This is a genomic window from Actinacidiphila alni (assembly GCF_900112845.1).
Classification (GTDB): domain Bacteria; phylum Actinomycetota; class Actinomycetes; order Streptomycetales; family Streptomycetaceae; genus Actinacidiphila; species Actinacidiphila alni.
Window position 1 is genome coordinate 70,387 of the sequence record NZ_FONG01000025.1, and the last position, 12,466, is coordinate 82,852.

The 12,466-nt window shown below is 74.2% G+C and carries 11 protein-coding genes; 8 read left to right on the forward strand and 3 right to left on the reverse strand.

Annotated features, from left to right (window positions below; translation table 11 throughout):
- Positions 1 to 84: 84 nt before the first annotated feature.
- The 5 genes from BM076_RS30805 to BM076_RS30825 all read left to right on the forward strand — a co-directional run bounded on the left by BM076_RS30805 (position 85) and on the right by BM076_RS30825 (position 5,109).
- Positions 85 to 498, forward strand: coding sequence for a DUF3151 domain-containing protein (locus tag BM076_RS30805; protein ID WP_093717030.1), 414 nt, complete (start codon positions 85 to 87; stop codon positions 496 to 498).
- 304 nt (positions 499 to 802) lie between these two features.
- Positions 803 to 1,675, forward strand: coding sequence for a DUF3152 domain-containing protein (locus BM076_RS30810; RefSeq protein WP_093717031.1), 873 nt, complete (start codon positions 803 to 805; stop codon positions 1,673 to 1,675).
- A 142-nt stretch (positions 1,676 to 1,817) separates the two neighbouring features.
- Positions 1,818 to 2,654 (forward strand): tryptophan 2,3-dioxygenase family protein, encoded by an 837-nt coding sequence (locus tag BM076_RS30815; RefSeq protein ID WP_093717032.1) that lies wholly within the window; start codon positions 1,818 to 1,820, stop codon positions 2,652 to 2,654.
- The gene (gene kynU, locus BM076_RS30820; RefSeq protein ID WP_245796549.1) at positions 2,647 to 4,098 is read left to right on the forward strand and encodes a kynureninase; all 1,452 of its coding nucleotides are present in this window, start codon (positions 2,647 to 2,649) and stop codon (positions 4,096 to 4,098) included. Before BM076_RS30815 ends, kynU begins: the two co-directional genes overlap by 8 nt.
- Before the next feature lie 3 nt (positions 4,099 to 4,101).
- Complete coding sequence (locus tag BM076_RS30825; protein ID WP_093717033.1) at positions 4,102 to 5,109, forward strand: alpha/beta hydrolase family protein; 1,008 nt, start codon at positions 4,102 to 4,104, stop codon at positions 5,107 to 5,109.
- A gap of 127 nt (positions 5,110 to 5,236) precedes the next feature.
- Here the strand turns inward: BM076_RS30825 and BM076_RS30830 are convergent, their stop codons facing one another.
- Complete coding sequence (locus BM076_RS30830) at positions 5,237 to 5,911, reverse strand: Crp/Fnr family transcriptional regulator (RefSeq protein ID WP_033174884.1); 675 nt, start codon at positions 5,909 to 5,911, stop codon at positions 5,237 to 5,239.
- Positions 5,912 to 6,220: 309 nt separating this feature from the next.
- A complete protein-coding gene (locus BM076_RS30835) occupies positions 6,221 to 6,700 on the reverse strand; it encodes a MarR family winged helix-turn-helix transcriptional regulator (protein ID WP_245796550.1) in 480 nt (159 codons plus the stop codon).
- Positions 6,701 to 6,782: 82 nt separating this feature from the next.
- On the opposite strand from BM076_RS30835, the gene BM076_RS37110 reads away from it, so the two are divergent.
- A complete protein-coding gene (locus tag BM076_RS37110; RefSeq protein ID WP_245796552.1) occupies positions 6,783 to 9,371 on the forward strand; it encodes an FUSC family protein in 2,589 nt (862 codons plus the stop codon).
- 121 nt (positions 9,372 to 9,492) lie between these two features.
- Here the strand turns inward: BM076_RS37110 and BM076_RS30845 are convergent, their stop codons facing one another.
- Complete coding sequence (locus BM076_RS30845; RefSeq protein ID WP_093717034.1) at positions 9,493 to 10,419, reverse strand: LysR family transcriptional regulator; 927 nt, start codon at positions 10,417 to 10,419, stop codon at positions 9,493 to 9,495.
- A gap of 71 nt (positions 10,420 to 10,490) precedes the next feature.
- Between BM076_RS30845 and BM076_RS30850 the strand changes: the two genes are divergently transcribed.
- Positions 10,491 to 11,378 (forward strand): SDR family NAD(P)-dependent oxidoreductase, encoded by an 888-nt coding sequence (locus tag BM076_RS30850; RefSeq protein ID WP_093717035.1) that lies wholly within the window; start codon positions 10,491 to 10,493, stop codon positions 11,376 to 11,378.
- 63 nt (positions 11,379 to 11,441) lie between these two features.
- Positions 11,442 to 12,410, forward strand: a complete 969-nt coding sequence (locus BM076_RS30855) for an SDR family NAD(P)-dependent oxidoreductase (protein WP_093717036.1) — start codon at positions 11,442 to 11,444, stop codon at positions 12,408 to 12,410.
- Positions 12,411 to 12,466 lie beyond the last annotated feature (56 nt).

The following is a 12,466-nucleotide window of genomic DNA, read 5'->3' on the forward strand; positions in this document are numbered from 1 at the left end:
ACGCGCCCCCGGGGCGTGTCACGGATGCGGCCCCCGGCAACTGCCGGGGGCCTTTCCCGTCCCGGCTCGGGCAGACTGGAACCCATGGCCATCAACGAGAACCTGCTCGGGGGACCCGCCCCGACCCATCTGCCCGACGACCCGGAGCCGCGCGAGCTGCTCGCCTCCGGCACCGCGCCCGCCGAGGTCGCGGCCAAGTACCCGGCCTCCTCGCTGGTCTGGGCGCAGCTCTCCGACGACGCCTTCGAGGCCGGCCGCGTCGTGGAGTCGTACGCCTACGCCCGTACCGGCTACCACCGCGGCCTGGACGCGCTGCGGCGCGCGGGCTGGAAGGGGCACGGGCCCGTGCCGTTCGAGCACGAGCCGAACCGCGGCTTCCTGCGGGCCCTGCACGCGCTGGCCCGCGCCGCCCAGGCGATCGGCGAGCAGGACGAGTACGAGCGCTGCACGGTCTTCCTGCGGGACAGCTCGCCGACGGCCGCCGACACGCTGAGCTGACCCGGACGCCCCTGGCCCGGGCGCCGGCGCCCTCCGGCCACCCGGCCGACATTCCGCGTTCACGCGCGTCCCACCAGCGGGAACGCGGAATGTCGCAGTCCTGCCACAACGGCGGCCCACCGTTCCTGCTCCCGTACTGGTGTGCGATTCTGCTCCGTGTTGTTCACACGCAGCACGGGCGCGACCGGCCGGGGGGCCGGGTCCCGGTGATCGCTGCACAGGCGCAGGGGGAGTCTTGGCACAGCGACGCCGTCAGCAGGGCCGACGCCGGGCGAAGAGGCGTGCGGCCTTCGCCGTACCGGTCATGGCCGTCACGCTGATCATGGTCACCGCGGGAGTCGGCCTCGCCGCCTGGCAGCACGGCAGGAACGCCGACTCCGCCGCCGCCATCGACCACGGCCTCACCGCGAGCACCGGCCCCGCGGGCGACCGCAATGGCGCCGGTGCCGACGGTACGAGCGACGGCAAAGGTGACGGCAAGGGCAGCGGCGACGGCAGCGGCGACCCGGCGGGCACCACCCCGCCCGCCTCGCCGTCCACCCCGCACCGCACACCCACCGCGACACCCACCGCGACGCCGACCACGACCCACAAGGCGGCCCCGGCCTCGGTCCCGGTCTCCGGCTCCGGCCGCTTCAGCACCGCCGACGCCAACGGCAAGGCGTCCGGGCACGGCACGATCCGCCGCTACAAGGTCGAGGTCGAGGGCGGTATCGACCTGTCCGCGAGCGACGCCGCCCACGAGATCGCCGACATCCTCGCCGACCCGCGCGGCTGGACCGCGGACGGGCACGACGGCTTCCAGCTCGTTTCCTCCGGCCGCGCCGACTTCGTGGTCAAGATCGCCACCCCGAACACCGTCGACGCCATCTGCGGCGCCGCGGGACTGCTCACCCGCGGCGAGGTCAACTGCGACGTCGGCTCCACCGTCGTCGTCAACCTCAAGCGCTGGATGCTCGGCTCGCCGGAATTCACGGGCCCGATCGAGGGCTACCGCGCCCTGATCATCAACCACGAGGTCGGCCACCGCATCGGTCACGGCCACGAGGCGTGCCCCGGTCCCGGCCGGTTCGCCCCCGTGATGATGCAGCAGATCAAGGGCCTCAACGGCTGCAAGGCCAACGAATGGCCCTACGACGGACGGGGCAGGTACGTCGGCGGCCCGCACGTCGCCTGACCCGCGCCGGACGGGACGGCGGCTCCCGACGGCCGCCGACAGCAGCCGCGTGTCACCTCCTTCGGGCCTTGCCGGATCCGGCCGCACCGCAGATGATCGCGGCGTAGCCCGGTGACCCCGGGTCCCTTCTGGAGGTAACACCATGTCCGACGCACCGACCGAAGAGGCGGCGACCCCGAACCTCTCGTTCGAGGGCAGCACACCGTACGAGGACTACGTCCAGGCGTCCGTCCTGACCCACTTGCAGCACCCGTTGTCCGACGAGCCCGGCGAAATGGCCTTCCTGGTCACCACACAGGTGATGGAGCTGTGGTTCACCCTGCTGGTCCACGAATGGACCACGGCGGCGGCCGCGCTCCGCGAGGACGACCTGCCCACGGCGATGGCGGCGCTCCGGCGCAGCCTGCCAGAGCTGGAGTCGCTGAACGCGTCCTGGAAGCCGATCGCGCACCTCACCCCCGCCCAGTTCAACGCCTACCGGTCCGCCCTCGGCGAGGGCTCCGGCTTCCAGTCGGCGATGTACCGGCGGCTGGAATTCCTGCTCGGCGACAAATCCGCCTCCATGCTCGTGCCGCACCGCGGCACGCCCGGCGCGCACGCCGAGCTGGAGAAGGCGCTCACCGAGCCCAGCCTCTACGACGAGGTGCTGCGGCTGCTCTCCCGCCGCGGCTACGCGGTGCCCGACGAGGTGCTGGACCGCGACCCGGCGCTGCGTTACGAGCCGCACCCGGAGGTCGAGAGCGCCTGGCAGCACGTCTACGCCGACGCCGACCAGGACTCGGACCTGATCCGCCTCGGCGAGGCCCTCACGGACGTCGCCGAACTCGTCTGGCGCTGGCGCAACGACCATCTCGTCGCCACCCGCCGCGCGATGGGCGCCAAGGCCGGCACCGGCGGCTCCGCGGGGGTGGCCTGGCTGGAGAAGCGGGCCACGAAGAACGTCTTTCCCGAGCTGTGGACGGCCCGCAGCCATGTCTGAGCCGACTTCCGCGCGGACCGCGCGGGCCCAGCCGGATTCCGGGACGCCGGATCCCGGGACCCCGGCCGCCGCGGACGACCTCGCCGCCCGCGCCGCCGCGCTGGACGCGGCCGACCCGCTGGCCGCCGTCCGCGACCGCTTCGTGCTCGACGACGCCGTCTACCTGGACGGCAATTCGCTCGGCGCGCTGTCCGCGGGCGTGCTGCCCCGGCTGGCCGACGTCGTCACCCGCGAGTGGGGCGAACTGCGCATCCGCTCCTGGGACGAGAGCGGCTGGTGGACGGCGCCGGAACGGATCGGCGACCGGATCGCCCCGCTGGTGGGCGCCGCGCCCGGACAGATCGTGGTCGGCGACTCGACCAGCGTGAACGTCTTCAAGGCCCTGGTCGCCGCCGTGCGGATGGCACCCGCCGACCGCACCGAGATCCTGGTGGACGCGGCCACCTTCCCCACCGACGGCTACATCGCCGCCTCCGCCGCCCGGCTGACCGGCCACACCGTCCGCGCCGTCCCGGCCGCCGGCATCGCCGAGGCGGCCGGTGAACGGACGGCGGTGGCGCTGGTCAACCACGTCGACTACCGCACCGGACGGCTGCACGACCTGCCCGCCGTCACCGCCGCGCTGCACGCCGCGGGCGCCCTCGCCGTCTGGGACCTGTGCCACAGCGCGGGCGCGCTGCCCGTCGGCCTGGACGCGGCCGGCGTGGACCTCGCGGTCGGCTGCACGTACAAGTACCTCAACGGCGGACCGGGCGCGCCCGCGTACCTCTATGTGCGGCGCGAACTCCAGCCGCGCTTCGACTCGCCGCTGCCGGGCTGGAATTCGCACGCCGACCCATTCGGCATGGCGCCGGACTACGCGCCGGCGGACGGCGCCCCGCGCGGGCGTGTCGGCACCCCCGAGATCCTCTCGCTGCTCGCGCTGGACGCTGCCCTCGACGTCTGGGACGGCGTAGCCGTCGCCGATGTGCGGGCCAAGAGCCTGGCGCTGACCGACTTCTTCCTGGACTGCGTGGCCGCGCTGCTGCCGCCGGGGCGGGCCGAGTCGGTCACCCCGGCCGCCCACCAGGAGCGCGGCAGCCAGGTCTCGCTGCGCTGCGCGGGGGCGGGCGAGGTGATGCGCGAACTGACGGCTCGCGGCATCGTCGGCGACTACCGTCGGCCCGACGTGCTGCGCTTCGGCTTCACCCCGCTCTACACCCGTTACGCGGACGCCCTGCGCGCCGTGCGTGTGCTGGCCGATGTCCTCGGCGCGGGCGCCTCCGGCGCGGATCCCGCGGGCTTGGGCGACGGTGCCTCCGCCCTGCCGCGCGCCCAGGCCGCCGCACCCGTGGACGTACCGTCGTCCTCCGTACGGCGGGAAGCCGTACCCCAGGAATCCGTACCGCAGGAAGCCGTACCGCGGGAATCCGAATCGCTCGACGCCTCCGAAGGGACCGCTTAACCGATGTCCGCTGCCGACCCCTCCACGTCCCCGCCCGCAGCCGATGCCGCCCCCGGGCGACGGGCGGCGGCCGAGGAGGCGTCGGCGTTCGGCCACGCTCCGGTGCCGCCGGACGCCACGGCGTCCTACGGCGACCACCCCGACCAGCTGATCGACTTCTACCGGCCCGCCCCCGCGCCCGGCGCCCCCGCCGGCCGGCCGGCGCCGCTGGTCGTGCTCTTCCACGGCGGCGCCTGGCGCGCCGCCCACGACCGGACCCATGTCTCGCCGCTCGCGGCGCACCTGGCCACGCACGGCTACGCCGTCGCCTCCGTCGAATACCGCCGCGGCCCCGCCCCCGGCACGGCGGACGGCCCGCGGGACCCGCGGGACCGCCTCCCGCAGCAGCCGTCCGAGCCGGCGCACGACGCCGCCGCACCCGCCCAGGCGGAGCCGCTGCCACCGGCCGGGCGGTGGCCCGAGACCTTCGACGACGTGGCCGCCGCCGTCGACGCCCTGCCCGCGCTCGCCGTGACGGCGCTGGGCGCCGAGGCCGTCGACCCCCGCCGCACCGTGCTGACCGGCCACAGCGCGGGTGGTCATCTCGCGCTGTGGGCCGCCGCCCGTCATGTCCTGTCCCCGGAATCCCCCTGGCATCGCGCCACTCCTTCCCCCGTGCGCGGCGTCGTGGCTCTCGCCCCGATCGCCGATTTCGCCTCGGCGATCCGGCTGGGTGTCTGCTCGGGCGCGGTCGTCGACCTGCTGGGCGGCGCCGACGAACTGACGGCACGCCTGCCGGACGCCGACCCCGCCGCGCTGCTGCCCACCGGAATCGCCACGACCATCGTGCACGGCACCACTGACAATGTGGTTCCGCCGCAGGTCAGCGAGGCTTTCGCGCGTGCGTCGGCGGTCGCGGGGGAGGAGGTCGTGGCCGCGTGGCTGCCCGGCACCGGGCACTTCCCGCTGATCGACCCCTCGACGGCGGCCTGCGCGGCCGTGGCGGACGAGATCGCCCAGCTGGCCTGGTAAGCGGCGCCGCCCGGGGCAGGGCGGACCTACGGCCGGAGAACGCGAAGGCCCCCGCCCGGACGGTGCCGGGCGGGGGCCTTCGAAGCGGTGTGCGGCGCGTGCCGGAGTGCGGCGGTACGGCCGCGGGTCAGCGGGAGCGCTTGGCCAGCCGCTCCACGTCCAGCAGGATCACCGCGCGGGCCTCCAGCCGGAGCCAGCCGCGCCCGGCGAAGTCCGCGAGGGCCTTGTTGACCGTCTCGCGGGAGGCGCCGACGAGCTGCGCCAGCTCTTCCTGCGTCAGGTCGTGCACCACATGGATGCCCTCCTCCGACTGCACGCCGAAGCGCCGCGAGAGGTCGAGCAGGGCCTTGGCGACGCGGCCGGGCACGTCGGAGAAGACCAGGTCGGACATGACGTCGTTGGTGCGGCGCAGGCGGCGCGCGACGGCGCGCAGCAGCGCGGTGGAGACCTCGGGCCGGACGTTCAGCCAGGGCTGGAGGTCGCCGTGGCCCAGCCCGAGCAGCTTCAGCTCGGTCAGCGCGGTGGCGGTGGCGGTACGCGGTCCGGGGTCGAAGAGCGACAGCTCACCGATCAGTTCGCCGGGGCCGACGACGGCCAGCATGTTCTCCCGGCCGTCGGGCGAGGTGCGGTGCAGCTTGACCTTGCCTTCGGTGACGACGTACAGCCGGTCCCCGGGGTCACCCTCGTGGAACAGCGAGTCGCCACGCGCGAGCGTGACCTCCGTCATGGAGGCGCGCAGTTCAGCGGCCTGCTCGTCGTCGAGCGCCGCGAAAAGCGGGGCACGGCGCAGAACGTCGTCCACGAGCTCTCTCCTTGTCGACATCGCTGGGATGTCCCCATGATGCATGACGTCTCAAACAGTGCGATCAATCACAAGGATGTCTTATCCAGGCCCGTAGCCGTGCTCCGGGGGTCCGATCGGTGGTCTGTTCGGGGTGCGGAAACGGCTCAGGAACGGCCGAATGGGTGGCCGTGGAGCCGGATTCCGCTATGAGCGAACAACATAGCCGCTGTCGCGTCGGAGCGAGCCTCCCGCGTACGGCCGTACGGACCCCGTATGAAATCTCCCCGTCGCCGAATTGCCGGGTTATCGGGTTACCGAGTTACCGGGTCATCGGGCTCCGGCCGGCTCGGGTGCGGGCGCCGCGGTCAGGAAGCGCTCGGCCACCGACCGGTTGTACTTGGTGAACATCACGCCCAGCGTGTGCCGTTCCTCCTCGCTCCAGCCCTCCAGCAGCCCGGCCAGGCTCTCCGCGCGCCGGACGCGCACCTCTTCCATCCGCCGCAGGCCCTCACCGGTCGGCGTGATGATGCTGCGCCGCCGGTCGGTGGGGGCGGGGGAGCGGGCGACCAGGCCGAGGCCCTGGAGCGCGGCGACCTGCCGGCCCGCCGTGGACGGGTCAAGACCGAGGGCGGCGGCCAGCGAATTGATGTCCTGCGGCCCCGACTCGGCCAGGGTGCGCAGCAGCAGATACTCCGCCCGGTCCAGATCGTCGTGGATGTCGGTGCGCCGGTACAGCAGCTCGAAATTCCTGACGAGCACGGCGGCCTGGTGCTCGATCACATCGAGCGCGGCAGAGGTCGCGTCCACGGCTGACTCCAGATATCGGTACGATGCACGTGTTAATATCGGCATCATACCGATGTATGGAAAGGCCGGGTGGGCGGGGGACATGGTGGGGTCGAGCGGCCGGTTGCGCGAGGTCCGGGACCGTATCGTCGGATCGGACCCGGGCCTGCAAAGACTCCGTCAGGCGTCCAGCGCCGCCGTCGCCATGAGCACCACGCTGGCCCTGGAGTACGGCTACGGCCGCGCCACGCATCTGGGCGCGCAGGGCACCCTCGTCGGCATGCTGCTGGGCACCGTGATGGCGATGATGGGCTCGATGGCGCTGGACGGCACCCAGGTGCTGCCGAAGATCCGCACCGCCGTCTTCTTCCCGGTCGCGATCGGGAGCGGGATGCTCGTCGGCGTCGCCGTCGCCGGGCACACGGACGCGATGCTGGCGGTGTTCGTCGCCGTCATGTTCGTCGCGGTCTACATCCGCCGCTTCGGACTGCCGTACTTCTTCTACGGCTTCATGATCTGGATGGGCTACTTCTTCGCGGCATTCCTCAATGCCACGCTCTCCCAGCTCCCCGACCTGATCGTCGCCGTCGCGATCGCCACCGGCTGGGTGCTGCTGCTGACCACCACGGTGCTGCGCGCCCACCCGCAGCGCACGCTGGCCCGCGTCCGGCGCGCCTTCGGCGCCCGCGCCAGGGCGGTGGCCAGGGTCTGCGCCGACCTGCTGGAGACCGATCCGCACGACGTGCGGCGGCTGGCGCGGCTGCGCCGCGAACTGCACTCCCGCCAGCTGCGGCTGGCCGAGACGGCCCTGGTCATCGAGGGCTGGTCGGCACACCCCGGCACCCTGCCGCCCGGCCGGTCCGCCGCCGAGGTGCGGCGCAGGACGCTGGACGCGCATCTGGCCGTGGACGCCGTCGCGGCCGCCGCCGACGCGCTGGCGGGCACCGGCGGCCGGCTCGCGCCGGAGGCGGCGGCCATCGCCGCGCACCTGGCGCGCAGCGAATACGCGGCGGCCGAGCGGCGGTCGCGCTATCTGCTGGGGCTCGCGGGTCCGGACGGCGGCGACGCTTCCGACGGCCGGGCCGTCACCTTGGCGGGTCCCGCGGAACCCGACACGGATTGCTTCGCCTATCACCTGGCCACCGCCGCCTGGGAGTTCACCGTCCTGGTCCGGGAGATCCGCCGCGACGCGGACACGGGTCAAGGCGCGGTTGACGAAATCACGCACAAGGAGGGCGGTAAGGGTGCCGCCGCCAAGGCCGCACAAGGTGACGGATTCGCGGGGGAGCCGAACCCGAACCCGGACCCGAGCCCGGACCCGGTCCTGGAGCCGGACGGCGACGCCGACTTCGCGCCCGCCGTCACGCTCGCCATGGGCGGGCTGCCCGGCTCCGCGGCGGTCGCGGGCGGGGTGTCGGCGCGCGGCGCCTGGCGGCGCCTGAGCGGTCTGTCGCTGACCACGCGGCAGGCGATCCAGGTGGCCGTCGCGGGCACCCTGGCGATCGTGGCCGGCCGCGAACTGTCCGAAGCCCGTTACTACTGGGCGGTGATCGCCGCCTTCATCGCCTTCACCGGCACCGCCACCCGCTCGGAGACCTTCATCAAGGCGGCCAACCGCGTCGTCGGCACCCTGCTCGGCCTGGGCGCCGGTATCGGCCTCGCGCACCTGACCGCGGGTCACACCCTGTGGGTGATCACGGTCATCGTGCTGAGCATGTCCTGCGGCTTCTACCTGGTCAGTCTCTCCTACGCCGCCATGATCTTCTTCGTCACGATCATGGTGTCGCAGCTCTACACCCAGCTCCACGAATTCTCCGCCGGCCTGCTGATGCTGCGCCTGGAGGAGACCGCCATAGGGGCCGCGATAGGCATCGGCGTCGCCCTCGTCGTCCTGCCGACCAGCACCCGCGACACCGTCAACACCGCACGCGGCAGTTACTTCGCCGCCCTGGGCGAGCTGTTGCACGCCGCTGCCGCCCGCCTGGAGCACGACGGCACCGGGCCCGCCCCGGCCGCCGGGCAGGACGGCGCCGCCCCCGACCTCGACGCCCTGGCGCGCGTCGTCGACCACCGGCTCCAGCAACTCGCCCTCGTGGCCCGCCCGCTGACCCGCCCCCTGGTGTGGGGCAACGACCCCCGCCTCGTACGGCACCGGCTCACCCTCTACGCGGCCGTCACCCGGCAGACCAGGGCCCTGGCGCTCGGCCCGCGCCGCTCGCCCGGCCTCGCGCCCGCGCCGCACCTGGCGGAGGCCAGCCGCGCGCTCGGCCACGCGGCGACCGCGCTGGCGCTGGCCCCGGTCCCACAGGGCCGCCCTGCCCCCGAGGTCGCCCGCGCCCTGCGTACCGCCGACGCGGCGCTGCTGACCCGGCTCCCCGCCGCGGGCACCGTGCTGCCGCCGGTCACCCGCCCGCTGCTGCGGCTGCGCCAACTCCTGCACGAACTGGCCGTCCTGCCGCCCGGCCCGGTCGTCGGCCGCGGCTTCACCGGCCGCGGCGGCACGGCCCGTACCGCGGACGCGTCCCGCGTCGTCACGGGCTCGTACGCCGCCAGTACGTCGTACGCCGCCGGTACGTCGTACGCCGCCGGTACGTCGTACGGTGCCGGGTCCGGCGGGAGCGCTGCCGGGTCCGCGCCGGAGACGGAAGCCGTGACCGGTACCGAGGCCGGGGACGGCAGGCTCCGTCCCTGACCCGGGCCGCCGAGCCGACGCCGTACGCCGAGCCCGGTCGTACGGCCGCCCGGAAGCGCCGGCCCGTATGTACACCGCGCCGTAGGCGCGATCCGCCACCAGGCCCGTCCCTGACCGCCCCTCAGGGCGTTTCCGCGTCCAGGGCGACCGCTGCCGCGCGGACGGCGGCGGCGACGCGGGTGACCGGCTCGGCGGGCGGACCCGGCATGCGGGCCAGCAGCAGGCGGCGCAGCTCCTGGGGACCGCCGCGGACGGGCAGGACGCGGACGCCCTCGGGCGCGGCCGAGGCGAGCGAGGCGGCGACGGTCGTGATGCCGCAGCCCGCGGCGACGAGACGGAGCTTGGCCAGCCAGTCGCGGGCGACATGGGCGATCTCCGGACGTTCGTCGAGGCCGGGCCACACCCCCATCAGACCGGTGTCGGCCGTCGTGGAACCGGCGATCCAGCGCTGCCCGCGCAGGTCAGCGACATCGGCGTAGTCGCCCCGGGCGAGCGGATGCGTCACCGGGACGGCCAGCAGTAGGGCGCGCTCGGTCAGCGTGCGCAGCACCATCGGGGGCGACTCGTCGTCCGGCGGGCGGAAGGGCGGCGCCGACGCCAGCAGCGCCAGGTCGAGCGCGCCCGCCCGCAGCGCCCGGGCCAGCACCGGGGTGGTCCCTTCGCGGGTGAGCACCTCGATACCGGGTTCGGTGCGGCGCAGTTCGGCCAGGACCCGGGGGAGCAGCACCGCACCGGCGGACGGCAGCCAGCCCAGGCGTACGGTCGCGGTCCCCGCGGGCAGCCCCGACAGCTCGCGGGCGGCGGCGTCGATCTCGTCGAGCACGGCGCCGGCCCGGCGCAGCACCACCCGCCCCGCCGGGGTCAGCCGTACGCCCTCGCGCCGCCGTTCCAGGAGCTGTCCGCCCGCCGCGCGCTCCAGCGCGGCGATCTGCCGGGAGACCGCGGACTGGGTGTAGCCGAGCGAGGCCGCGGCGGCGGTGAAGGTGCCCTCGCCCGCGACGGCGCGGAAGACCCGCAGGGCGGTGAGGGAGACGTCCGAGAAGTCCATGACGTTTCAGCATATTACCCATGCCGAAGATTCGTTGGACTCATGGATCGCCCGATCCTACGGTCATATGCATGACCACTTCACGCATCGCCCTCGTCACGGGCGCCAACCAAGGTCTCGGCCGCGCCCTGGTGGAAGGTCTCGCCGCCCGGCTCGGCCCCGACGACCTCGTCCTGCTCACCGGCCGCAACGCGGGGCGCGTCACCGACGCCGCCCGCGAGGTCGCGGGCCTGCCCGGCACGGTGAGCCGGGTCGAGGGCCGGGTCCTCGACGTCACCGACACCGACGCCGTCGCCGCGCTCGCCGACGAGCTGCGCGGCACGTACGGGGGCGTCGACATCGTGATCTCCAACGCCGTCGCCAGGGTGCTGCCCGACGACTCGCAGGCGGAGCGCGCCGACGAGTTCATCGACGTCTCCAACAGCGCGACCCACGCCGTGCTGCGCTCCTTCGGCCCGGTCCTGCGGCCCAGTGGCCGGTTGCTGGTCGTCGCCAGCGGCCTCGGCACCCTCGGCCACCTCGACCCGCGGCTGCACCCGCTGTTCGACGGCGCCACCCTCGACCAGGTCGAGTACGCGGTGGAGTCCTGGCGCACCGCCGTGCACAACAGGACGGCGCAGGAGGCGGGCTGGCCGCTGTGGCTGAACGTCCCCTCCAAGGTCGCCCAGGTCGCCGCCGTACGGGCGGTCGCCGCCGAACGCCGTACGCGGGACCTGGCCGACGGCACCCTGATCGCGTCCGTCTGCCCCGGCATGGTGGACACCGCCACCTCGCGCCCCTGGTTCAGCGACTACAGCGGCGCCCAGTCGCCCGCCGACGCCGCGAGCGCCGTACTCGACCTGGTGACCGCCGAGGGCGTCGACGCCGCGCAGTACGGCGAGTTGGTCCAGTTCGGCAAGGTCCTGCCCTGGCACGACGGCACACCGCCGACCGCGCAGGACGCGCTCCTCAAGCCGTAGCCGTGGCCGTGGCCGTTGGCCCTCTCCGCGACCTCCGCAAGGAAGCACCAAAGGAAGCAGCACATGAGCACCCTCATCACCACCCCCTTCGGCTTCGCCAGCACCGCCGCCGAGGTCGTCGCCGGGATCGACCTCACCGGCCGCCGCGCCGTCGTGACCGGCGGCTCCTCCGGCATCGGCGTGGAGACCGCCCGCGCGCTCGCCGGTGCGGGCGCCGCGGTCACGCTGGCCGTACGGGACACGGCGGCCGGCAAACGCGTCGCCGAGGACATCGCCGCGAGCACCGACGCGGGCACCGGCGGCCGGGACGTCCTCGTGGCGCCGCTGGACCTGGCCGACCCCGGCTCGGTCGCCCGCTTCGCCGCCTCCTGGAGCGGCCCGCTGCACCTGCTGGTGAACAACGCGGGCGTGATGGCCAGTCCCGAGCAGTACACCGCGCAGGGGCACGAGCTGCAGTTCGCCACCAACCACCTCGGCCACTTCGCCCTCACCACCGCGCTGCACGGCGCGCTGGCGGCGGCGGGCGGCGCCCGTATCGTGCAGGTCAGCTCCACCGGGCACATGCTCTCGCCGGTCGTCCTCGACGACGTCGACTTCCGCTTCCGCCGCTACGACCCCTGGCTGGCGTACGGCCAGTCCAAGACGGCGAACGTGCTGTTCGCGGTGGAGGCCACCCGCCGCTGGGCGGCCGACGGCATCACCGCCAACGCCGTGATGCCCGGCGCCATCTACACCAACCTCCAGCGCCACACGGGCGGCAGCGGCACCGTACCGCCCGAATTGATCAAGACCGTCGAGCAGGGCGCCGCCACCTCCGTGCTCGTCGCCACCTCGCCGCTGCTGGACGGCGTCGGCGGCCGTTACTTCGCCGACTGCAACGAGGCCGCCGTCCTGGACCGGCGCGGCGCCCCGCTCCAGGGCGTGGCCCGCTACGCCCTCGACCCGGGCGCCGCCCGCCGCCTGTGGGACCTCTCCGAGCGCATGGTGGCGGAGGCGGCGGAGGCAGTGGAGGAGACGGTGGCGGGGGCGTGAGCGGGCCACGGACGCGCGAGCCCAAGCGGCGGCCCGGTGTCGGCGGCACCCCGTAG

Excerpts from the sequence above, each read along its gene's own strand:
- BM076_RS30805 (WP_093717030.1), top strand. The coding sequence starts at position 85 with ATGGCCATCAACGAGAACCTGCTCGGGGGACCCGCCCCGACCCATCTG.
- BM076_RS30810 (WP_093717031.1), top strand. The coding sequence starts at position 803 with ATGGCCGTCACGCTGATCATGGTCACCGCGGGAGTCGGCCTCGCCGCC.
- BM076_RS30815 (WP_093717032.1), top strand. The coding sequence starts at position 1,818 with ATGTCCGACGCACCGACCGAAGAGGCGGCGACCCCGAACCTCTCGTTC.
- kynU (WP_245796549.1), top strand. The coding sequence starts at position 2,647 with ATGTCTGAGCCGACTTCCGCGCGGACCGCGCGGGCCCAGCCGGATTCC.
- BM076_RS30825 (WP_093717033.1), top strand. The coding sequence starts at position 4,102 with ATGTCCGCTGCCGACCCCTCCACGTCCCCGCCCGCAGCCGATGCCGCC.
- BM076_RS37110 (WP_245796552.1), top strand. The coding sequence starts at position 6,783 with ATGGTGGGGTCGAGCGGCCGGTTGCGCGAGGTCCGGGACCGTATCGTC.
- BM076_RS30845 (WP_093717034.1), bottom strand. The coding sequence starts at position 10,419 with ATGGACTTCTCGGACGTCTCCCTCACCGCCCTGCGGGTCTTCCGCGCC.
- BM076_RS30850 (WP_093717035.1), top strand. The coding sequence starts at position 10,491 with ATGACCACTTCACGCATCGCCCTCGTCACGGGCGCCAACCAAGGTCTC.
- BM076_RS30855 (WP_093717036.1), top strand. The coding sequence starts at position 11,442 with ATGAGCACCCTCATCACCACCCCCTTCGGCTTCGCCAGCACCGCCGCC.